Source organism: Mycolicibacter senuensis (genome assembly GCF_002101885.1).
GTDB lineage: Bacteria > Actinomycetota > Actinomycetes > Mycobacteriales > Mycobacteriaceae > Mycobacterium > Mycobacterium senuense.
This window is the reverse complement of sequence record NZ_LQPS01000054.1, coordinates 245,378-267,356: the sequence shown is the minus strand read 5'-3', so window position 1 is coordinate 267,356 and position 21,979 is coordinate 245,378. Positions and strand designations below refer to the sequence as shown.

21 protein-coding genes and 1 tRNA gene are annotated in these 21,979 nt (G+C 68.5%); 6 read left to right on the top strand and 16 right to left on the bottom strand.

The genetic code is table 11. The features are described 5' to 3' along the window. Positions 1 to 3: 3 nt before the first annotated feature. From AWC24_RS21365 to argS, 15 genes are all read right to left on the bottom strand, one after another. The gene (locus AWC24_RS21365; RefSeq protein WP_085089081.1) at positions 4 to 537 is read right to left on the bottom strand and encodes a F0F1 ATP synthase subunit B; all 534 of its coding nucleotides are present in this window, start codon (positions 535 to 537) and stop codon (positions 4 to 6) included. Positions 538 to 546: 9 nt separating this feature from the next. Beyond that, positions 547 to 792, bottom strand: coding sequence for a F0F1 ATP synthase subunit C (locus AWC24_RS21360; protein WP_011893196.1), 246 nt, complete (start codon positions 790 to 792; stop codon positions 547 to 549). A gap of 67 nt (positions 793 to 859) precedes the next feature. Continuing rightward, positions 860 to 1,621 carry a F0F1 ATP synthase subunit A gene (atpB, locus tag AWC24_RS21355; protein ID WP_085089079.1) on the bottom strand — a complete coding sequence of 254 codons (762 nt, stop codon included), beginning with the start codon at positions 1,619 to 1,621 and terminating at the stop codon, positions 860 to 862. 2 nt (positions 1,622 to 1,623) lie between these two features. Then, positions 1,624 to 2,079: an ATP synthase subunit I gene (locus AWC24_RS21350; RefSeq protein WP_085089077.1), complete on the bottom strand. Its 456-nt coding sequence runs from the start codon at positions 2,077 to 2,079 to the stop codon at positions 1,624 to 1,626. A gap of 115 nt (positions 2,080 to 2,194) precedes the next feature. Next, positions 2,195 to 3,373 carry a glycosyltransferase family 4 protein gene (locus AWC24_RS21345; RefSeq protein WP_170307867.1) on the bottom strand — a complete coding sequence of 393 codons (1,179 nt, stop codon included), beginning with the start codon at positions 3,371 to 3,373 and terminating at the stop codon, positions 2,195 to 2,197. Continuing rightward, positions 3,370 to 4,029 (bottom strand): L-threonylcarbamoyladenylate synthase, encoded by a 660-nt coding sequence (locus tag AWC24_RS21340; RefSeq protein WP_085089075.1) that lies wholly within the window; start codon positions 4,027 to 4,029, stop codon positions 3,370 to 3,372. Before AWC24_RS21340 ends, AWC24_RS21345 begins: the two co-directional genes overlap by 4 nt. Beyond that, positions 4,026 to 4,868, bottom strand: a complete 843-nt coding sequence (gene prmC / locus AWC24_RS21335; RefSeq protein WP_085089073.1) for a peptide chain release factor N(5)-glutamine methyltransferase — start codon at positions 4,866 to 4,868, stop codon at positions 4,026 to 4,028. The genes AWC24_RS21340 and prmC overlap by 4 nt, the downstream gene beginning before the upstream one ends. Then, entirely contained in the window at positions 4,865 to 5,941 is a 1,077-nt protein-coding gene (prfA, locus tag AWC24_RS21330; RefSeq protein WP_085089071.1) for a peptide chain release factor 1, read from the bottom strand. The genes prmC and prfA overlap by 4 nt, the downstream gene beginning before the upstream one ends. Before the next feature lie 72 nt (positions 5,942 to 6,013). Beyond that, positions 6,014 to 6,262: a 50S ribosomal protein L31 gene (gene rpmE / locus AWC24_RS21325; RefSeq protein WP_085089069.1), complete on the bottom strand. Its 249-nt coding sequence runs from the start codon at positions 6,260 to 6,262 to the stop codon at positions 6,014 to 6,016. A gap of 110 nt (positions 6,263 to 6,372) precedes the next feature. Then, the gene (rho, locus tag AWC24_RS21320) at positions 6,373 to 8,427 is read right to left on the bottom strand and encodes a transcription termination factor Rho (RefSeq protein ID WP_174813621.1); all 2,055 of its coding nucleotides are present in this window, start codon (positions 8,425 to 8,427) and stop codon (positions 6,373 to 6,375) included. Positions 8,428 to 8,691: 264 nt separating this feature from the next. Next, positions 8,692 to 9,642 carry a homoserine kinase gene (gene thrB / locus AWC24_RS21315; RefSeq protein WP_085089067.1) on the bottom strand — a complete coding sequence of 317 codons (951 nt, stop codon included), beginning with the start codon at positions 9,640 to 9,642 and terminating at the stop codon, positions 8,692 to 8,694. Next, on the bottom strand, positions 9,642 to 10,724 hold the full coding sequence (gene thrC / locus AWC24_RS21310; protein ID WP_085089065.1) for a threonine synthase: 1,083 nt from the start codon (positions 10,722 to 10,724) through the stop codon (positions 9,642 to 9,644). Before thrC ends, thrB begins: the two co-directional genes overlap by 1 nt. Then, positions 10,721 to 12,055 (bottom strand): homoserine dehydrogenase, encoded by a 1,335-nt coding sequence (locus AWC24_RS21305; protein ID WP_085089063.1) that lies wholly within the window; start codon positions 12,053 to 12,055, stop codon positions 10,721 to 10,723. Before AWC24_RS21305 ends, thrC begins: the two co-directional genes overlap by 4 nt. 2 nt (positions 12,056 to 12,057) lie before the next feature. After that, complete coding sequence (gene lysA / locus AWC24_RS21300; RefSeq protein WP_085089061.1) at positions 12,058 to 13,476, bottom strand: diaminopimelate decarboxylase; 1,419 nt, start codon at positions 13,474 to 13,476, stop codon at positions 12,058 to 12,060. Next, positions 13,473 to 15,119 carry an arginine--tRNA ligase gene (argS, locus tag AWC24_RS21295; protein ID WP_085089059.1) on the bottom strand — a complete coding sequence of 549 codons (1,647 nt, stop codon included), beginning with the start codon at positions 15,117 to 15,119 and terminating at the stop codon, positions 13,473 to 13,475. Before argS ends, lysA begins: the two co-directional genes overlap by 4 nt. A gap of 112 nt (positions 15,120 to 15,231) precedes the next feature. Here argS and AWC24_RS21290 point away from each other — a divergent pair. The 6 genes from AWC24_RS21290 (at position 15,232) to AWC24_RS21265 (ending at position 20,485) form a co-directional block, all read left to right on the top strand. After that, positions 15,232 to 15,304, top strand: a tRNA-Arg gene (locus AWC24_RS21290). Between the two features lie 231 nt (positions 15,305 to 15,535). Next, positions 15,536 to 15,736, top strand: a complete 201-nt coding sequence (locus AWC24_RS21285) for a hypothetical protein (RefSeq protein WP_133055748.1) — start codon at positions 15,536 to 15,538, stop codon at positions 15,734 to 15,736. Positions 15,737 to 15,833: 97 nt separating this feature from the next. Next, positions 15,834 to 16,604 carry an emopamil-binding protein gene (locus AWC24_RS21280; RefSeq protein WP_085089055.1) on the top strand — a complete coding sequence of 257 codons (771 nt, stop codon included), beginning with the start codon at positions 15,834 to 15,836 and terminating at the stop codon, positions 16,602 to 16,604. A gap of 93 nt (positions 16,605 to 16,697) precedes the next feature. Next, positions 16,698 to 17,615, top strand: a complete 918-nt coding sequence (locus tag AWC24_RS21275) for an LLM class F420-dependent oxidoreductase (RefSeq protein WP_085089053.1) — start codon at positions 16,698 to 16,700, stop codon at positions 17,613 to 17,615. Positions 17,616 to 18,256: 641 nt separating this feature from the next. Beyond that, positions 18,257 to 19,378 carry a PPE family protein gene (locus AWC24_RS21270; RefSeq protein WP_085089051.1) on the top strand — a complete coding sequence of 374 codons (1,122 nt, stop codon included), beginning with the start codon at positions 18,257 to 18,259 and terminating at the stop codon, positions 19,376 to 19,378. Between the two features lie 15 nt (positions 19,379 to 19,393). Continuing rightward, positions 19,394 to 20,485 (top strand): PPE family protein, encoded by a 1,092-nt coding sequence (locus AWC24_RS21265; RefSeq protein ID WP_085089049.1) that lies wholly within the window; start codon positions 19,394 to 19,396, stop codon positions 20,483 to 20,485. 25 nt (positions 20,486 to 20,510) lie between these two features. Here AWC24_RS21265 and AWC24_RS21260 read toward each other — a convergent pair whose 3' ends face one another. Beyond that, entirely contained in the window at positions 20,511 to 21,950 is a 1,440-nt protein-coding gene (locus tag AWC24_RS21260; RefSeq protein WP_085089047.1) for a glycoside hydrolase family 183 protein, read from the bottom strand. Positions 21,951 to 21,979: the final 29 nt, after the last annotated feature.

Below are 21,979 nucleotides of genomic sequence, written 5' to 3'. Positions count from 1 at the left end.
TTGCTACCGCCCCGTGTTCGCCGCGGAGAGTGTCTCGGCTTCGACGCCGAGAATCCGACCGGCCAGGGTGGCTGACAGGGTCGCCACCCGGGCCTGCAACTGCTCACTCACCGCATCGCCTTCCTGCTTGAGTTGCTCGCTGGCGGCCTGCAACGTCGTGGCCACCTCCGCCTCCGCCGCCGACCGCTGCTCGTCGATGGCCTTGCGGCCCTCGGCCCGAGCCTCGTCGCGCACGGTCGTCGCCTCCAGGCGCGCGGCCGCCATCTGCTTCTCGTAGTCGGCGTCGGCGGCCGCGAACTGCTCGGCTGACTCCCGGTTGTCGGCGAGAGTCTTGGTGACCATGTTGTCGCGCTCCCGCAACACCCTCATGATCGGCGGCACCACGAAGGTGCCGATCACACCGAGCACGACCAAGAAAATGCCCAGCACGACGAAGAAGGTGCCGTTGGGGAGCAGGAAGTTGGCGCTTTCGCCTTCCTCCGCTCCCGCGGCGACCTGGCGGGTCGCGGCCAGGACGACGACGCTCATGTCACCCATAGGAGCGGACTAACCGACCGGGGTGGCGAAGACGAACAGCGCCATGAACGCCAGGTTGATGAAGTAGGCCGCTTCCACCAGACCGACGGTGATGAAGAACGGGGTGAACAGCCGGCCCTGCGCCTCGGGCTGCCGGGCGATTCCGGAGATCAGCGCGTTACCCGCGATGCCGTCACCGATACCGGCACCGATCGCGCCACCGGCCATGATGAGGCCACCGCCGATGAGGGCGCCGGCCGCGATTGTGGGGTCCATACTTTTCCTCCTTGCTAGCTGGTAGTTCTCTACCAGGTCTTTGTTGTGGTGTCAGGCTTGCTGGTTACTAGTGGTCTGCATGTTCGTCCATCTCCATGGCCTGCGAGAAGTACAGGATCGTCAGCAGGGCGAAGATGAAGGCCTGGATCAGGCCGACGAACAAGTCGAACGCTTTCCATACCGCGTTGGGCGCCCACATGATGTAGGGCGGGAACATCGCGATCAGGCCGACCAGGATGCCGCCGGCGAAGATGTTGCCGAAAAGTCGCAGCGACAGCGAAACCGGCTTGGCGATCTCTTCGACCAGGTTGATCGGAGCCAGGATCGCCACGTGTCCCTTGAGCACCCGCCACGGGTGGCCCAGGAAGCCCCGGCGCCAGAACCCGGCCAGGTGGTAGCAGAAGAACACGAACAGGGCCAACGCCAACACGTAGTTGATGTCGGAGGCCGGCGGGGCGAACAGTTCCTTGGTAGCTCCGGATGCATCCGAGTACTGCACGGGGAACACGCCCATCCAGTTGGACACCAGGATGAACACGAAGATGGTCACCGCCAGCGGCAGCACGAACGGGGCGATTCGCATCCCGATCGCACCCTCGATCTGGTTGCGCATCTGAACGGTGATCGCCTCGAAGAACAACTGGACACCGCCGGGAACCCCGGTCGAGGTGACCTTGGCCCGCAGATAGAACGCCAAGGCGATGACGACCACCGCGGCGATCGCGCTCGACGTGATCGTGTCGATGTTGACGGTCCCGAGCACCGGCCAGACGGCGGTTTCGTGGTGGCCGACTTCGATCGCGGCCTCGGCCAGGGTGGTCTCGATCATCGCTACTGTGCAGTCCCTTCCGTGCCAAGAGCGTCTGTGCCGGTCGCTGCCGCGCTGCGCAGCTTCTTCATCACCGGCAGTGCGGTGGTAGCCACCAAGAGGACCTCGAACAGTGCCAGCCCGAACAGCACACCCAGGCCCTGGGGGCGGAACAGGTAGGCGACGACCAGACCGACGACCGTGATCGCCAGCAGGCGCGTCGCGGAGTTCATCGCCATCTTCGATTTCAGCGGGTGGTCCTGGGCGGTGATCGACTGGACTGAGCGGCGGATCAGCAGCGCGTTGACCAATCCGAGGGCCAGCCCGAAGCCGAAGAACGCCCCGAACATCACGTGGCCGAGTCCGGCGGCGGCCAATGTCGCCACCGCGGTCAGCGCTACGCAAATGAGCAGCAGCCGAATCGGCTGGAATACCACCGACGGCAACACCAACGGCGCGTCCTGCGCTGGTGTCGTCACCGCCTCACCCCAATCTCGACTTGCCCTGCGTCACTGTCCTGAAGTCGCCCGCCGAGCGTATCGGATGCCCGATCGCGCTGCGGAACCACCTACAACACCATCTTAGACGGTGCTACTACCGCGTGTCGTAGGGGCTGTCCTCCAGTCCGTCACCACGACGCAGCAGCGGGATGAGCGTAACGACAATCGCGATGAGCATCGCACCCAGCATCACCGCACCGGTGTAGCGCGGGTCGAAGAAGATCGTTCCCGCCGCGCCGAAGGCGACGATCGCCGTCCACAAATAGATCAGCAGCACCACGCGGCGCTCGGAGTGGCCGATCTGCAGCAGCCGGTGGTGCAGATGCATCTTGTCCGGACTGAACGGGCTGCGCCCGGCACGGGTACGGCGGATGATCGCCAGCAGCACATCCAGCGCGGGTACGGAGACCACGGCCGCCACCAGCAGGAACGGCGCCAACAGCCCGAAGACGTCGCGGGCGCCGTAAGCGGTTTGCGAGATCGGGCCCGCGGCGGTGGTCGACGCGGCGGCCAGCATCAGACCGATCAGCATCGACCCCGAGTCCCCCATGAAGATCTTCGCGGGGCTGAAGTTGTGCGGCAGAAATCCCAGGCAGGCTCCGGCCAGCGCCACCGAGATCAGCGCGGGCGGATAGAACAACACGTCGCCCCCGTGGTCGGACAGCACGCCTACCGAGAACATGCAGATCGCCAGCGCGGTGATCAATCCGAGGCCCGCGGCCAAGCCGTCGAGTCCGTCCACGAAGTTCATCGCGTTGACGATCGAGACCGTCAACGCCAGGGTGAGCAGGATCGACGACACCTGATCGAGCACCACCGTGCCGACACCGCCGATCGGGATGTAGAGCACGCTCCACGCGACGCCCATGGTGACCAGCACGCTGGCGGCGGTGATCTGACCGGCGAACTTGGTCAGCGCGTCCAGGCCCCATTTGTCGTCGAGCAGCCCGATGCCCATGATCACCCCGCCGGCCAGCACCACCGCCGGCATACCGGTGGAGTAGACGAAGCCCCGGGTCAGCGCGGGCAGCTGCGATGCCAGGAAGATCGCGGCGACGATGCCGACGTACATCGCCAGCCCGCCCATCCGCGGCGTCGGCTGCACATGCACGTCGCGTTCGCGCGGGTAGGCGACCGCACCGATCCGGGTGGCCAGCCAGCGGACCGGCCCGGTGGTGAAGTAGGTGATGATCGCGGCGGTCAATCCGACCAGCGCGAGTTCCCGCAGCGGCACCCCGGCACCGCGGTCGGCCAGCGCCAGCAGGCTGGTCACGGCGCCTCCGTCAGCGCCGCCGGGTCCTGTCCCAGGACCGCGCCGATCTGCTCGGCCGAGACCGGGCCGGTCCGCACGATGCGCGGCGCGGGTCCGGTCAGGTCGACGATCGTGGAGGCTTCGCCCTGTTCGGCGGGGCCCGCGTCGAGGTAGACGTCGACGGTGTCGCCGAGTTGTCCGCGCGCTGCGTCGGCGTCGACGGCCGGGGCGCCGCCGGAGATGTTGGCGCTGGACACCGCCATCGGGCCCACGGCTTTGAGCACTTCCAGGGCCACCGGGTGCAGTGGCATGCGCACCATGACGGTGCCGCGGGCGTCGCCGAGGTCCCACTGCAGTGACGGCGCCTGGTTGACGATCACGCTGAGCGCGCCCGGCCAGAACGCGCGGATCAGTTCGCGGGCGCTATCGGGCACCACCAGGGCCAGCCCGTCGATGGAGGTCCACGAGCCGACCAGCACGCCCACCGGCATGTCGCGGCCGCGTCGTTTGGCCGCCAGCAGCGCGGTGACCCCGGCAACATTGAAGGCGTCGGCGCCGATGCCGTAGACGGTATCGGTGGGCAGCACCGCCAATCGGCCCCCGCGGACGGCGTCGATCGCCGCGGCGATCCCCGCCGCGCGCTGAGCCGCATCAGCGCAGTCGAAAACCTCTGTCATCGTTGATCGTTCCTGACCGCCGTCACAAACCGCGGCCGTCCGGCCAGGTCCGTTCTGGTTACCACGTCGTCGAAGCAATCCGTGCTGCGCACGGTTTCGGCCGTCGCCGCCGACGTGGTGTCGTCGTGTTCGACGGCGAACAGGCCGCCGGGGCGCAGCAGCCGGGCGGCCAGCGCGGCCAGCGGGGTGATCACCGACATGCCGTCCGGGCCGCCGAACAGCGCGTGCGGTGGATCATGCTGGGCCACTTCGGGATCCAGTTCTGCGCCGTCGGGGATGTAGGGCGGGTTGCTGACCACGAGGTCGACCCGGCCGTCGAGTTCAAAGAGCACGCCCGGCGTGGTGACGTCGGCATGCCGCAACTCCACCGGCGTGTCCGCACAGTTGCGTCGGGCGTAGTTCAGTGCCGGCTCGGAGTCGTCGACCGCGAGCACCCGGGCGCCGGGTCGTGCGCGGGACAATGCGACCGCCAGGGCACCGGAGCCGGTACAGGCGTCGACGATCACCGGGCACGGGCCAAGTGGTTGTGCCAGCGCCCATTCGAGCATTGCCTCGGTTTCCGGTCGCGGGATGAACACGCCGGGACCGACGTGCAGTGTCTCGGGACCGAAGGCCGCGGTCCCGATCAGGTGCTGCAACGGGATCCGGGAGCTGCGGGCGGCCACCAATTCCCGGTAACGTCCGAAGAACTCGTCATCGGGTGGATTCAGCAGCGCCAGCCGGCCGCGCTGGGTGCCGGCGGCATGAGCGGCGAGTTCTTCGGCGTCGTAGCGGGCCGAATCGATTCCGGCATCGACGAAAAGCGCGGCAGCGGAGTCGATCGCGTCCCGGAGACTCACGACGTCCCCTGCAACCGGGTTTCCTTGTCGGCGGCGGCCAGCGCGTCGAACATCGCGTCGAGGTCCCCGTCGAGAACCTGATCGAGGTTGTGCGCCTTGTAGCCGATGCGGTGGTCGGTGATCCGGTTCTCCGGGAAGTTGTAGGTGCGGATGCGCTCGCTGCGGTCCACGGTACGGATCTGGCTGGCCCGGTCGGCTGAGGCGTCGGCCTGCGCCTGTTCCTCGGCGAGTGCCTGCAGCCGGGCCGCCAGCACCTGCAGTGCGCGGGCCTTGTTCTGCAGCTGGGACCGCTCGTTCTGACACGTCACCACGATCCCGGTCGGCAGGTGGGTGAGGCGCACCGCGGAGTCGGTGGTGTTGACGCCCTGGCCGCCCTTGCCGGAGGACCGGTAGACGTCGATGCGCAGGTCCGACTCGTCGATGGCCACTTCGGCGATCTCTTCGGGTTCGGGATAGACCAGCACCCCGGCCGCCGAGGTGTGGACGCGGCCCTGGGATTCGGTGACCGGGACGCGCTGGACCCGGTGCACGCCGCCCTCGAACTTCATCTTCGACCACACCCCGTCGGCGCTGTCGCCCCTGCTCGCGATGGTGATTGTGGCGTCTTTGTAGCCACCCAGATCCGACGTGGTCTCGTCGAGCAACGTCACCTTCCAGCCGTGCCGCTCCGCGTAGCGGATGTACATCCGGGCCAGGTCGGCGGCGAACAGCGCCGACTCCTCGCCGCCCTCGCCGGATTTGACCTCGAGCACGATGTCGTCGGCGTCGTGCGGGTCGCGTGGCGCGAGCATGTCGGTCAGCGTGGTGTCCAGTTCGGCGACAGCGGCTTCGAGTTCGGGCACCTCCGCGGCGAACGACGCGTCGTCGGCGGCCAGTTCGCGGGCGGCTTCCAGGTCACCGCGAGCCGACTCGAGCTTGCGGTGGGTGGCGATGATCGGCGCCAACTGAGCGAACCTGCGGCCGGCCCGGCGGGCCTCGACCGGATCGTTGTGCAGTTCGGGGTCGGCGAGCTGAGTTTCCAGCGCGGCGTGTTCGGCCAGCAGGGCATCGATCGCCTGCATGCTGCGGGTCATCTCACCTCCATCCCCGAACACAAGCCGACGCCCGGGCGACGTGCTGACACGTTCCGGGCGTCGGTGAGGAAGCTACTTGTCGGCGGCTTCGGCTGCGTCGGTTGCGGCACCGGCCTTGCGCTTGCCGTAGCGCTTCTCGAAGCGGGCGACCCGGCCGCCGCTGTCCAGGATCTTCTGCTTGCCGGTGTAGAACGGGTGGCACTGCGAGCAGACCTCGACCACGATGTGGCCGCTCTCCTTGGTGCTGCGGGTGGTGAAGCTGTTGCCGCAACCGCAGACCACGGTGGTCTCGCCGTAGGCGGGGTGAATGCCAGTTTTCATGATGTCCTCTTCAATCGTGGGTCGCCGGGTCGCCAGCCGGTGAGGCGGACGTGAACCGGAACCTGAGGCGTTCGATTATGCCAGCTGCGCTGACGCCACCAAAACGCCGATCAGTCGTTGTCCATTCCCGGCGTGGTCTTGGAGACCTGGACCAGGAACTCGTAGTTGTTCTTGGTCTTGCGCAGCTGGCTCATCAACAGGTCGATGGCCTGATGCGAGTCCAGCCCCGACAGCAGCCGGCGCAGCTTGTGCACGATCGCGAACTCGTCCGGCGAGAGCAGCAGCTCGTCCTTGCGGGTGCCGGACGGGTTGACGTCGACGGCCGGGAATACCCGGCGCTCGGCGATCTTGCGGTCCAGCTTGAGCTCGGCGTTGCCGGTGCCCTTGAACTCCTCGAAGATGACCGTGTCACCGGTGGACCCGGTCTCGACCATCGCGGTGGCGATGATGGTCAGCGAGCCGCCGTCCTCGATGTTGCGCGCGGCGCCCAGGAACCGCTTGGGCGGGTAGAGCGCGGTGGAGTCCACACCACCGGACAGGATGCGGCCCGACGCCGGAGAGGCGTTGTTGTAGGCCCGCCCCAGCCGGGTGATCGAGTCGAGAAGGACGACCACATCTTTGCCCTGCTCGACCAGGCGCTTGGCCCGCTCGATGGCCAGCTCGGCGGCCTGGGTGTGGTCCGACGGCGGCCGGTCGAAGGTGGAGGCGATGACCTCACCCTTGACCGAGCGCTGCATGTCGGTGACTTCCTCGGGCCGCTCGTCGACCAGCACCACCATCAGGTGGCACTCCGGGTTGTTGCGGGTGATCGCGTTGGCGATGTCCTGCATGATCGTGGTCTTACCGGCCTTGGGCGGCGACACGATCAGTGCGCGCTGCCCCTTGCCGATCGGCATGATCAGGTCGATGACCCGGGTGGTCAGCTTGTCACCCGAGGTCTCCAACCGCAGCCGCTGGTTCGGATACAGCGGGGTCAGCTTGGAGAAGTCCGGGCGGTTCCGAGCCTCCTCGACCGGTCCCCCGTTGACGGAGTCCAACCGCACCAGCGGGTTGAACTTCTGCCGCTGGTTGGGCTGCTCACCGTCGCGGGGCACCCGCACGGCGCCGGTCACCGCGTCACCGCGGCGCAGCCCGTTCTTGCGGACCATGTTCATCGACACATAGACATCGTTCGGGCCGGCCAGGTAGCCGGAGGTGCGCACGAACGCGTAGTTGTCCAGCACGTCGAGGATGCCGGCCACCGGCTGGACGACATCGTCCTCGCGCAGCTCGGTGTCGCCGCCTTCGCCGCCACGTTCGCCCCGGCGGCGCCGGTCGCGGAATCGGCGGCCGCGCCGGCCGCCGCGCCCGTCGTCGTCATCGGAGTTCTGCTGGCCCTGGTGACCGCGGTTCTGCTCGTCGCCCTTGGCCTGGTCGCCCTTGTTCTGGTCGCCCTTGGCCTGGTCACCCTTGGTCTGGTCGCCCTTGGCCTGGTCTGCCTTGCCCGCAGCACGGTCGTCGGACTTGCCGCCGTCGCGACGGCCGCCGGACTGCTCGGCCTTCTCGTCGGGCTTGTCCTGCTTGTTGGACTCCCCCTGCTTGCGAGGCTCGCCCTCGTCCTGGTCTCCTCCGTCGGCGGCGGGTGCACCGCTCGCACGGCTGGCGCCGCGCCGTTCACGACGAGGCGGCGCCTCGCCGGCCTCGGCAGCCCCACCGGCTTCGGTGCCCTCGGCCCGGGCCGGCTCGTCGCCGACGGCGGCGCCATTCGCGGGTGCTTCGGCGGCAGGCGTCTCGGCAGCGTCTCCGCCGCTGCCGCCATTGCCGCCATTGCCGCCATTGCCGCCGACCTCACGGATCGCGGCGATCAGCTCGCTCTTGCGCATCCCGGAGGCGCCTTTGACGCCGACGCGGTTGGCCAGCGCGCGCAGCTCAGGCAACACCATCGCCGACAACGACGGTTCCGCAGCGGCGGGAGCACCGTTGTCCGGTGCCGCGGCGGGCGCGGAGTCGCTGGTGGCGGGCGTCGAGCCGGCTTCGGGGGACGACACCGCGGTGTCGTCGCCGGCGGCCGGAGTGCTGACATCGGAGGCCTCCGAAGCGCCCGGGGTCGAGGCGGCGTTCTGGGAGGTCGACAGCGAAGCCTGTCCGGTGCTGCTGTCAGCCGTGAAGAGGTCCGTTTCGGTCACGGATTTCCTTTCTTCCCTCGTCGGTTTTGTCACGCGAGGGGTTGGGTGCATCCAGCGGAACCGCCGAGTGCGTGTCACCGTCGACTGTTTTAACGGTGATACCCGTATCGACAGCGTCAAATCGCGAGCCGTCAGCTACGAGAAGAATTTGGTGGCGTCCCAGTGACAACGCAGTCTGAGTCAGATGCTGATGCCGCGAATGCGGGACGGAACCGAGGATAGCCGTCTTGAGTGGCTCGCGCAACAAATACGGCGCGGCGTGCCTCAACCGGGCACCACCACCCCGGAATTCCACTTGACTGCATCACCGACACGCATCTGCGTCACATTGAACCCACGCGCCGCCGGCGCCTCAAGCACCTCAGCGGGAAGTTCGGGTGCGGTGCTCAGCGCGATCACCGCGGGCCCGGCACCGGACAGCACCGCGGCGATTCCGTGCTGCCGCAGCAATTGCAGGAACTGCGCGGACTCGGGCTGGGCGGCGGCGCGCTGCGGCTGGTGCAGCAGGTCCTCGGTGGCCGTCAGCAGCAGGTCGGGCCGCTCGGTCAGCGCCACCACCAGCAGCGCGACACGACTGACATTGAATCGGGCGTCGCGGTGGCTGACCTGCTCGGGCAGCAGCATGCGCGTCTCGGCGGTCGATGACCGAAGTTGCGGTATCGCCGGGAACAGATGGATGTCGGGGTGCAGCCGCAACGGCACCGCCGAATAGCCGGTCCCACCGCCGTCGGGTCGGTTCGCCGTCCAGGACACCACCGCGCCCCCGAGCACGGCGGCGGCGGCGTTGTCGGGATGGCCCTCGAACTCCGATGCCAGCTGGACCAGGCGGGACTCCGACAGCCCCGGCCGATCAAGCTGTGCGACAAGTCCGTTGACCGCGGCCAGACCGCCGACCACGGCGGCCGCCGAGGAGCCCAGCCCACGCTGATGCGGGATGGCGTTGCGGCAGCGCACCACCATTCCCGGCACGTCCACCCCGGCTTCCCGGAGGCCGCGTCGGATGCCTTGAACCACAAGGTGATCCGATGTCAGCGGAACCTGGCCTGCGCCCTCTCCGTCGACCTGGACCACCAGGCCGGAATCGACCGTCTCGACGATGACCTCGTCGTAGAGCCCCAACGCCAGCCCGAGGCTGTCGAAGCCGGGGCCCAGGTTGGCGCTTGACGCCGCCACCGCGACGCTGGCCGTCAACCCGGTCGGTAACAGTTGGACCACTAGACCAGCCCCAACTCGGCGACCACGGTGGCCGCGTCGACGGGAACCGCGGTGACTTCGGGCAGGTCGCGCAGGGCGGTGTCGGGATCCTTGAGCCCGTTTCCGGTGACGGTGCACACCACCGTCGAGCCCCGCGGAACCCAGCCGTCGGACACCGACTTGAGCAGCCCGGCGATGCTGGCCGCCGACGCCGGCTCCACGAAGACCCCCTCGGACTCCGCCACCAGGTGGTAGGCCGCCAGAATCTCCTCGTCGGTGGCGGCCAGGAACCGCCCACCGGAATCCACCTGCGCTTCGACGGCCTGGGTCCAGGATGCCGGCGAGCCGATGCGGATGGCGGTGGCGACGGTCTCGGGGTTCTTGACCGGCTCACCGAGCACCAGCGGCGCCGCGCCCGCGGCCTGCGTCCCGAGCATCTTGGGCAGCTTGTCGCTCAGGCCGTCGGCGTGGTACTCGCGGTAGCCCTTCCAGTAGGCGGTGATATTGCCGGCGTTGCCCACCGGCAGCGAGTGGATGTCCGGCGCGGTGCCCAGCGCGTCGACGATCTCGAACGCCGCGGTCTTCTGGCCTTCGATTCGCACCGGGTTCACCGAGTTGACCAGCGAGATGGTCGGGAAGTCGGTGGCCATCTTGCGGGCCAACTCCAGGCAGTCGTCGAAGTTGCCGTCGATCTGGATGATCTTGGCGCCGTGCATGACCGCCTGCGCCAGCTTGCCCATCGCGATCTTGCCCTGCGGGATCAACACCGCACAGGTGATGCCGGCCCGCGCGGCGTAGGCCGCCGCCGACGCCGAGGTGTTTCCGGTCGAGGCGCACAGCACCACCTGCTGCCCGCGGGCCACCGCGTCGGTGACCGCCATCGTCATGCCCCGGTCCTTGAACGAGCCGGTCGGGTTGAGCCCCTCCACCTTGAGGTGCACCGTGCAGCCGATCTGTTCGGAGATCCGCTTGGCGTGGATCAGCGGGGTGCCGCCCTCGTGCAGCGTGATCGGCGTCCAGTCGTCGCCGATGGGAAGCCGGTCGCGGTAGGCGCCGATCAGGCCGGGCCAGGGCTGATGGACCGGTGTCCGGGCGGAGCTCACTGGTCTGTTCCTTCCAGTCGTAGCACGCTGGCGACCTGCTGTACCGCATCCAGTTCTGCCAGCGCCGCAACGGTTTCCGACAGCGCCGATTCGGCGGCGCGGTGGGTGACCACCACGATCCGGGCACCGATCAGTTGGCCTTCGTCGTCGGTCACGCCTTCCTGGCGTACCTCGGCGATGCTCACCTCGTGGGCGGCGAACTCGGCTGCGACCGTGGCCAGCACACCCGGCTTGTCGGCGACGTCCATGCTCACGTAGTAGCGGGTCTGGACGTCCCCGATCGGCGCGATGGCCAGTTGGGCGTACTTGGACTCGCGCGGTCCGCGACCGCCCTGCACCCGGTTGCGGGCCGCCATCACCAGGTCGCCCATGACCGCCGAGGCGGTCGGGGAACCGCCGGCGCCCTGCCCGTAGAACATCAGCCGGCCGGCTGCCTCGGCCTCGACCACCACGGCGTTGAACGCGCCGTTGACGGTGGCCAGCGGGTGCTCCAGCGGCACCAGCGCCGGGTAGACCCGCGCCGAGACCCGCTGCTGGCCGTCGCGGCTGGAGATGCGTTCACAGATGGCCAGCAGCTTGATGGTGCATCCCAGCGCGCGCGCCGCGGCGGCGTCATCGGGGGTGATGTTGGTGATGCCCTCGCGGTAGACGTCGTCGGCGGTCACCCGGGTGTGAAAGGCGATCGAGGCCAGGATCGCTGCCTTGGCGGCGGCGTCGTAGCCCTCCACGTCGGCGGTCGGGTCGGCCTCGGCGTAGCCCAGCGCGCTCGCATCGGCCAGCGCGCTGGCGTAGTCGGCGCCGGTGGAGTCCATCTCGGACAGGATGTAGTTGGTGGTGCCGTTGACGATGCCGGCCACCCGCAGCACGGTGTCACCGGCCAGCGACTGGGTCAGCGGCCGGATCACCGGGATCGCGCCGGCGACGCTGGCCTCGAAGTACATGTCCACCCGCGCGGTCTCGGCGGCCTCGGCCAGCTCGCCGGTGGACCGTGACAGCAAAGCCTTGTTGGCGGTGATGACGGACTTGCCGTGTTTGATCGCCGACAGGATCGCGTTGCGGGCCGGCTCGACCGGGCCCATCAACTCCACGACGATGTCGACGTCACTGCGTGACACCAGGCTGTCGACGTCGTCGGTGAGCAGCTCGACGGGCACTCCGCGATCATCGGCCACCCGGCGCACCCCGACGCCGCGCAGCACCAGCGGCGCACCGATCCGGGCGGCCAGGTCGTCGGCGCTGGCCTCGAGGATGCGGACGACTTCGCTGCCGACGTTGCCCAGTCCCAGGACAGCGACACCCACCGGGCTCACGGGAACATTCGCATCGGACATCCTTAATTCACCTCCAGGCTGATCAGGTCATCGACGGTTTCCCGGCGCAGCATAAGGCGCGCTTTCCCGCCGCGCACCGCCACCACCGCCGGACGGGTGAGCAGGTTGTAGCGGCTCGACATCGAGTAGCAGTACGCGCCGGTGGCGGCCACCGCAACCAGGTCACCGGGAACCAGGTCCTCGGGTACCCAGGTGTCGCGGACGATGATGTCGCCGGTCTCGCAGTGTTTGCCGACGACACGCGCAGCTACCGGTTGCGCGGTGCCGCCCCGCGACACCAGCCGCACGTCGTAGTGCGCGTCATACAGCGCGGGGCGGATGTTGTCACTCATGCCGCCGTCGACGCTGACGTAGCGGCGGCGCGCGGTGGTGCTGATGTCGACGTCTTTGACGGTGCCGACCTCATAGAGCGTGATGGTGCCCGGCCCGGCGATGGCCCGGCCGGGTTCGACGACCAGCTGCGGGGCCGGCAGGCCGACCGCGGCGGATTCCTCGCGCACGATCGCGGTGAGCTTGCCGGCGAGCTCGTCCATCGGGGGCGGATCGTCCTGGGGCAGGTAGGAAATGCCCAGTCCCCCACCCAGGTCGATGACCGACAGTTGCGCGGTCTTGTCGACACCGAACTCGGCGACCACGTCGCGCAACAGGCCGATGACGCGGTGAGCGGCCAACTCGAAACCGGCGACGTCGAAGATCTGCGACCCGATGTGGCTGTGCAGGCCCACCAGGCGCAGCTGGTCGGTGGCGAAAACCTTTCTGATGGCGTCCATCGCCGCACCGCTGGCCAGCGACAGGCCGAACTTCTGGTCTTCGTGGGCGGTGGAGATGAACTCGTGGGTGTGGGCCTCCACGCCGACGGTGACCCGAACCAGCACGTCCTGCACGACACCGGCCGCCGCGGCGATGGCATCGAGGCGTTCGATCTCGATCAGCGAGTCGAGCACGATGTGGCCGACGCCGGCATCGACCGCGGCCTGCAGCTCTGCAACCGATTTGTTGTTGCCGTGCATCGTTATTCGCTGCGCGGGGAAGCCGGCGTGCAGCGCGACGGCCAGCTCGCCGCCGGTGGCGACGTCCAGGGACAGCCCCTCCTGGCCGATCCAGCGGGCGATCTCGCTGCACAGGAAGGCCTTGGCGGCGTAGTGCACGTGGTCGCCGCCGCCGAACGCCTGCGCGATCTCACGGCAGCGGCCCCGGAAGTCGTCCTCGTCGATGATGAACAACGGGGTGCCGTATTCGGCGGCCAGGTCGGTGACTTTTACTCCGGCGATGCTCACTTGGCCGTCGTCGTCGCGAACAGTGTTGCGCGGCCACACATTCGGCGCCAGTTCGAGTAGGCTCTGGGGGGTTTGCGGCCGCGGCGGCAGTCCGTCGTGGTGGATCTCCTCGGCGTGGCGCGGCCCGGCGGGATGGACGTTCACATTCGCTCCGGTGCGTTCACGCCGAGAATGCCCAGCCCGTTGGCGATCACCTGGCGGGTGGCCTGGCACAGCGCCAACCGCGCGCCGTGCAGATCGCTCGGTGCTTCATCGCCCTGCGGCAGCACCCGGCAGCTGTCGTAGAACCGGTGGTAGTCACCGGCGAGGTCTTCCAGATAGCGGCACACGCGGTGCGGCTCACGCAGCGCGGCAGCGGTTTTGAGCACCCGGGGGAACTCCCCCAGGTTGCGGATCAGCGTGCCCTCCTTGTCGTGGGTGAGCAGTCCGAGGTGGGCCGTGTCGGCGGTGATGCCGAGCTCGGCGGCGTTGCGGGCCAGCGCGGAGAGCCGGGCGTGCGCGTATTGCACGTAGTAGACCGGGTTTTCGTTGCTGGCCGAGGACCACAGCGCCAGGTCGATGTCGATCGGGGTGTCCACCGAGGAGCGGGTCAGGCTGTAGCGGGCGGCGTCCACGCCGATGGCCTCGACGAGGTCGTCGAGGGTGATGACGGTGCCGGCGCGCTTGCTCATCTTGACCGGCTGGCCGTTGCGCACCAGGTTGACCATCTGGCCGATCAGGACTTCGACGGTGGCCGGGTCATCGCCGAAGGCGGCCGCGGCGGCTTTGAGCCGGGCGATGTAGCCGTGGTGGTCGGCGCCGAGCATGTAGATGCACAGGTTGAAGCCGCGCTGCCGCTTGTCCAGGTAGTAGGCCAAGTCGCCGGCGATGTAGGCGGGCTTGCCGTCGCTCTTGATCACGACGCGGTCTTTGTCATCGCCGTAGGCGCTGGTGCGCAGCCAGGTGGCGCCGTCTTTCTCGTAGATGTTGTCGTTGGCACGTAGCCGCTCGATGGCCTGCTCGACACGGCCGGAGGTGTGCATCGAGTCTTCGTGGGTGAAGACGTCGAAGTCGGTGCCGAACTCGTGCAGCGAGGCCTTGATGTGGCTGAACATCAGGTCGACGCCGATCGCGCGGAACGTCTCCTGAGAGTCCGGGCCGCTCAGCGCGTCGGGGGCCTGGGCCTGGATTTGTGCCGCGATGTCGGTGATGTAGGCGCCGGCGTAGCCGTCCTCGGGAGCGGGTTCGCCCTTGGCGGCGGCGATCAGCGAGTTGGCGAACCGGTCGATCTGGGCGCCGTGGTCGTTGAAGTAGTACTCGCGGGTGACCGCCGCGCCCTGGGTGGAAAGCAGCCGGCCCAGCGCATCACCGACCGCGGCCCAGCGGGTACCGCCGATGTGGATGGGACCGGTGGGGTTGGCCGAGACGAATTCCAGGTTGACGTTGAGTCCGTCGAACTCCTGCGAGTGGCCGTAGCTCGGGCCGGCTTCCACGATGTTGGCCACGATGGTGCCCTGCGCCGAGGCGTCGAGGCGGATGTTGACGAAGCCGGGACCGGCGGTGTCGGCCGAGGCGATCCCGTCGGCTTTCGTCAGCGCCTCGGCCAGCCAGCCGGCCAGCTCACGCGGGTTGACGCCGACCTTCTTACCCAGCTGCAACGCCAGGTTGGTGGCGTAGTCGCCGTGGTCGGGGTTGCGCGGCCGCTCGACGGTCACCGTCGCGGGCAGCGCGGCGGTGTCCAGGTCGTGCTCGGCCAGCACCGCGGTGGCGGTGGTCTTGAGCAATTCGGCCAGATCGGCGGGGGTCACGAGGCTCCATCCTATGGTCTGACGTGGTCAGGACCCGAATCCGTCCGGTTCTTGGGCTCTCGGTTTCATGCGTTAGTCTGTCGGAGCCCAGTTTGGCGCCCGTAGTTCGTGCGCCCCCGTAGCTCAGGGGATAGAGCGTCTGCCTCCGGAGCAGAAGGCCGCAGGTTCGAATCCTGCCGGGGGCACTCTCCACCAGCACGAATGCAAGTCCGTGCAACATGCGGTGTGGCTCCAACGCACGATAGCCGAACCATCGGTCAACCCGGCCCTCGTCGTCGTCCGAAACACTGTCAGGCCCCGGTGGCACGCTGTCGAGCATGACAAACACACTCAGCCGGCCTCCGGCTGTTTATCGTCGGCGGAACGGCGCGGCCATCAAGCGGCTCATTCCCGCCATGTTGGCAGCAGTCGCGGTGATGAGCACCGCGACTGCTCACGCCGACCCGGCCGGCGACGCGATCTGTCGCCTACTCGCTGCCGGGAACACGCCCAGCATCCTGGAATCGTCGGTGACGGTGCGCCAGGTGCTCGGCCCGGACGCGACGCCGGCTGATGCCCGGGTGTACATCCGGTCCGTCGTCGCGGGGCAGTGTCCGCAGTACTTGTGGCGGTGGTGAGAAGGGAGCCCCGAAACGGCGAAAAGCGGCGGCCCCAGCCGGTTAGACTGCCCCGCAATAACAAGTAGTTGAGACTATGCGGCGAAGGGCGACGACGATGACTGCCGTGCAGGAACACGAGACCGATTTCGCCCGGCCCTGGGCGCCGCACCGGTTGCGCATTTATACCGGCGTCGCGCTATTCGTCCTGGGCATGTTCCTGCTACTGACCATCGCGGTCAGTCTGCGCATCATCCCCGCCAGCTTCCAGGTGGATGTGATCGCCAACATCGTCTTCGGGATCCCGGTAATGCTGCTGCCGTTCGTGATCCTCTGGGATGCGCCCGGCGAGCAGCGCACCCGACTGGACCGGGCCGCCGAGCTGACCTTGTTCTACATCCCGTTCACCGCGGCCAGCCAGATCGGCTACGAGCTGATGTTCCTGATCGGTCAGCCGCTGGGCTGGTGGGCGCCCACCGACGATCCGGGCTTCAAGTGGCTGTGGTGGCAGTACGGTCTGGCCGATACCCGCTACGTCAGCGGCAATCCGTGGGTGTTCGCTCTCGAAGTGGTCGGGGTCAGCACCGGCATCACCGTCTTCGTGATGTGGACCAAGCTGCTGCGCTCCACGCTGCCGCTGGAGACCCGTATCCGCTGCCTGTGGGTGGTGGCAGTCGGCGTCTCCGTGCTGATGAGCAGCACCGCGGTCTACTTTCTCAGTGAGGTGGGCGCCGGGTTCGCCGACATCGGCCAAGGCAGCTGGGGCTTCTGGTTCAAGTTCATCGGCGAGAACGTGCCGTTCATCGTGCTGCCGCCCCTGGTGGTCTATGCGACCTATCTGCAGATCGACCACCTGACCCGACGCGCGGGCGTGCGAGACGGCGGTTAGCCGCGCCGGCCCCGCGGCGTGCGATGGCTGACCCGGTTCGCGCCCAGCGAAATTCCCCCCGGCCAAGCCCCCGCGACCCCTAGGGTCAAACGAATGACGATCCGCCTTGGCTTCCAGATCCCCGATTTCTCTTACGGCACCGATGTTTCAAAGCTGTTCCCGACCGTCATCGCCCAGGCCCAGGAGGCCGAGACCGCCGGGTTCGACGCGGTGTTCCTGATGGACCACTTCTACCAACTGCCCATGCTGGGCTCCCCCGACCAGCCGATGCTCGAGGCCTACACGGCGTTGGGTGCGCTGGCGACCGCGACCGAAAGCGTCCAGCTGGGCACGCTGGTCACCGGCAACACCTACCGCAACCCGGCACTGTTGGCCAAGATCATCACCACGCTGGACGTCGTCAGCTCCGGGCGGGCGGTGCTAGGGATCGGCACCGGATGGTTCGAGCTCGAACACGAGCAGTTGGGTTTCGAGTTCGGCACCTTCACCGACCGGTTCAACCGGCTCGACGAGGCACTCGAGATCATCTTGCCGATGATCAAGGGCGAACGGCCCACCTTCGAGGGTAAGTGGTACCGCGCCCGCGAGGCGATGGCCGAACCCCGCTTCCGCGACCACATTCCGCTGCTGATCGGTGGCAGCGGCGAGAAGAAGACCATCCCGCTGGCGGCCCGCCACTTCGACCACCTCAACATCATCGCCGGCTTCGACGAACTGCCCGCGAAAATGGCTGCGGTGCAGCGCAGCTGCGAGGCGATCGGCCGCGACCCGGCCACGCTGGAGACCACCATGTTGCTCACCGCGCTGGCCGGCCAGAATGCCAGCGCCGACCAGATTCCCGCCGCGATGAGCCAGCGGATGGTGGCCGGCAGCCCCGAGTCGATCGCGGAACAGATCAAGACCAAGGTGCTCGATGCCGGCGTCGGCGGGGTGACCATGAACATTCCCGGCTACACCCCCGGCGTGATCGCTGACGTCGGCGCCGCCTTGCGCGCGGTGGTCGACGCCTGACCGCGCGAATGCACCTACGTAAGTGAAGTCAACCGGTCTTTTTAACTTCACTTACGCATACAGGCGGCCCCCGCAACCGGGTGTGGCGTTCTCCTGAAGTGCTCGCCGCGCTCGACGCGTTCGCCGAGCGCGCCGGGCGGCCAAACCAGACTGAGCAGTGAAGATCCCGCTCCGGGGCGCCCACCTGCGCACAAGCCGGTTTATTGCAGGCTGATTTTTAACCCCGCGGCGGTACGCAAGACGAGCGTCCCCGCACCGGGCATGACCGGAATTCGCCGCATCCGTGCAGGTAGCAGCACATTTGTCGGCCTGAATGAGCGATTCGGCGATGACGCTGCCCACGCCGCTGAAGCCTTCTTGTCATCGCACGCGCCCAAGCGCCGGGCGGGATTCCGCGCAACCCGCGTCTAACGTCGTGGCTAACCAGAACGCACTAGCGAGAAGCGAGCACCCGATTCCCATGACAACTCCGTTGGAATGCGAACTCCGGGCCGCCGGCGCAACCGGGCGATGTCGCCGGGTGCGTGACCGCCACGAATCAATTCGGTAGGCCACAGCCCTTTTCGGCTGATCCTTCACACCTCGCCTGCCGATCTCACCGGCTGCGCATCACCCGATGCGATCGAGGAAAGGCTTCGCTGATGCTGGATTTCGGGATTCTGCCGCCCGAGGTCATCTCGACCCAGATGTATACCGGACCCGGTTCGGGACCGCTGCTGGCGTCGGCGGCGGCCTGGGATGCGTTGAGCGGGCAGCTGAATGCGTTCGCGCTGGGCTACTCGACCGCGCTCACCGGGTTGCAGGACGAGGGGTGGAAGGGTTCCTCGTCCCAGGCGATGCTCGCAGCCGCAGCGCCCTACATCGCCTGGGTGAGCCAGACCGCAACGCAAGCCGAGCAGGCCGCCAGCCAGTCACGCGCCGCCGCAGCCGCCTATGAATCCGCCCGTGCGGCAACGGTTCCGCCGCTCGTCGTCACCACCAACCGCACGCAGCTGGCAAATCTGGTGGCCACCAACATCTTCGGGCAGAACACGGCGCTGATTTCGGCCCTGGAAGCCGCCTACGCCCAGATGTGGGCGCAAGACGCCGCGGCCATGCACGGCTACGCCACCGCCGCCTACACCACCACCCAGCTGGCGCCGTTCCAGGAGCCACCGCAGACCACCAACTCCGCGGCAGCCGCCAGCCAGGCGCTGGCGCCGGCGGCCGCCCTCGGCAACGCCGCGGCCTCGCAGGGCAGCCAGTCGGCGGCCGACGGCGTGATCGACGGGGCGAGCACCTTCAACACGCTGAGCGGCCCGGTCGGTTTCGCCACCGCCATGAGCCGCACCGTGACCAACGCGGGCAGCTTCTTCACCGCCCTGGCCAAGGCGGTCGGCGGCACAGCACCTAAGGCCGCGGCCGCCGCCGTGCCGGCGGTCCTTCCCGCCGCCGGCATGGCCTCGGCGGTGCAGGCGGGGCCGTCGCTGGTGCGCAGCACCGCCAGCATGGGCACCGCCTCGCCGATCGGTCAGCTGTCGGTACCGAAGGCCTGGGCCGACACCGCGCCCATCGCCACCGCCAGTGAGGAGCCGCTGTTCCTGTCCGAAGCCGAGCTGGCCGCAACCGGCTCCTGGGAGGAAACTCCAGCAAGCGGCATGATGGCCGCGCCGGCGGCGGCGATGGGCGCGGCGGCCGGCGGCGCCGGACGCTCCACCGTCAGCAGCATGCTGCGGGTCGGGCCGAAGCGTTTCGCCATGCCACGCCCGTCAATCGGCGGATAACGGCAGGAACCGTCCATGCTGGATTTCGGGATGCTTCCTCCCGAGGTCAATTCGACCTTGATGTATTCGGGCCCGGGTTCGGGGCCGATGCTGGCCGCCGCGGCGAGCTGGGACGCGCTGGCCTGGCAGCTGGAATCGTTTGCGACCGGCTACTCCTCGACGCTGTCCGAACTGCACGGTCACGCCTGGTCCGGCGGCTCCGCTGAGGCGATGATCGCCGCCGCGACCCCCTATGTCGCCTGGGCGTCGGCCACCGCGACGCTGGCCGAACAGACCGCCAGCCAGGCCCGTGCCGCCGCGGCCGCCTACGAAACCGCTTTCGCGGCAACGGTGCCGCCGCCCGTCGTCGCCGCCAACCGGGTCCAGCTGGCCACCCTGGTCGCCACCAACTTCTTCGGGCAGAACACCCCGGCGATCGCGGCCACCGAAGCCGCCTACGCCGCGATGTGGGCCCAGGACGCCACCGCGATGTACGCTTACGCGGCCGGCTCGTCGGCCGCGGCCACGCTGACCCCGTTTCAGCAGCCTCAGCAAACCACCAGTCCGGCAGCGCAATCCGGGCAATCCGCGGCCGTCGCGCAAGCCACTGCCGCCGCCACCGCGACACAAGCGGACCCGATGGCCGCGCTGGTGTCCTCGACGGTCGGCACCACCGGCGCCATCAACACCGTGACCAACCCGGCGCGATTCACCGCCGACTCCATCCGCACCGCGGGTCAGATGGGCAACTGGATCCTGGCGTTGCTTCCGGCCGCCGCCTCGGCGGCCGCCAAGGCTCCGGCGGCTGCGGTAGCGGCGGGCCAGTTCGGCGCCGGCGCACCGGCGATGGTGCTGGCCGGTGTCGGCCAGGCCGCCCCGGTGGGCGGCTTGTCGGTGCCCTCGAGCTGGCCGGCGGCACCGGCGAACGTCTCGGCGGTGCAGCAGGTGCAACTGGCCGCAGCCACCCAGCCGTTGGCGTCCTCGGAAGAACCCGGGCGCCCGGCGTCGTCGCGGCATCTGGCGCCCGCCGCGCCGGTTCGCGCCCTGGGCGCCGGCCGCAGGGGGTATCCGGTGCTGCGGATGCGGGACCGGCGCTACCGGATGCCGCGGCCGGCGGTGGGCGGCTGATGCCGGCGGGCTGAGGCGGGCGGGCTCAACCCAGCACGGTGCGCATCAGCATCACGTCGTAGGCGTTCCACAGCGACAACGTGAAGTACACCTCTTTGCCGGTCGACCAGGGGTGCACGTAGGGCGCGTAGATGCCGCCGGGGATCTGGCCGGTGGGAATCAGCGTCTGCTCGGCGCTCCAGGGACCCTGCGGCGTCGGAGCGGTGCGGGCGACGACGTCGTTGCCGCCGTTGCCGTACAGCGCCAGGTACTGCCGGAGGTAGGTGTTGTACTGCACCGACATCTCACCCACCGGGCCCGGGATCACCGGCGTTGCCGCCGCCGGGTTGTTCGGCACCCACGATCCGCTGTCGCCGTTCCAGTACTGGTACTTCGTGAGGTCGGGAATCGTGCGCTCGGGCACCCGAGACAGGTACGCCGAGCCGCCGCGGCCCGAGGGTGTCCCGTAGGAGTACAGGTAGCCGTCGCCCCCGCGCAGGAACGCACCCATCTGGAAGTTCTCGTTACCGGGGATGAAGTGCGCGCGGGGGACGTTCTCCGGCGACGTCGAACGCACCGTCCCGGGATAGACGCCCCAGGTTTCGCCGTTGTCGTTGGAGACCGCGATCGCCGAGTAGTTGGTGGACCATTCGCCGTCACGTCCCCACTGCTTGATGGACATGAAGCTCATGTACTGGTTCCCGGCGATCCCGATGGCGGCGGTGGGGATCATCCCCTCCTGGTGCGGAGCCAGTTGCACGGCGGGCAGGATCTGCTTGGAGAAGTTCGCTTGGCGCAGTGGCGAACCCGAGTACTTGTTGCCGATTCCGCCGGGCCCGACCGTGATGCCGTCGGCCAGGTTGTTGTCCTGGGTGCGGAACAGGACGTTCTGCCGCCACTGGTGGCCCGGGATGCGGCAGTAGCCGAAGGTGTCGCCGAACGCCATGAGAATCTGACGGTTGGCGGGATCACCGTTGTCCCAAGGGATTCCCAGGTCCGTGCCGGAAATCCCGAAGCGCTGCAGGGTTTGGTTGGGGCTGTTGGGGCCGGTCACCCACTCCACCAGCGAGGTTTGGGAGCCGGCGATGGCACCGGCGGCATCAGCGTTCGACAGCCCGGGGTCGGCGCCGGCGTCCGGAACGGGCTGAACCGGTTGGGCGGCGTTCGGCGCGACCTGACCCTCCGGGTTCGGCGCCGGGGGCACCACCGCGGCCTGTTGTCGTATGGCGGCGTTGGGGTTGATCAGTGCGGCGATCAGCGGGCCCAGCTTGGGCAGGGGTGCACTGTCGTTGGTGCCGCGGGGCCGCCGCCCGCTGGGTAGCTGACCGGCTCCGGTCGTCGGCGAACCCGGCGGCGGTTCGATGCTGGCCTCGGGCGCATTGCAGGTTGCCGCGAACGCCGGCGGGGCGAATTCGGTGGCGAGCACCATGCCGAGAACAACCGCCGGGACCATCGCGGCCGAGACGATCGCGCGCGTCGCCGACATGTCACACCTTTCCGGGACCGCTCCGGGCC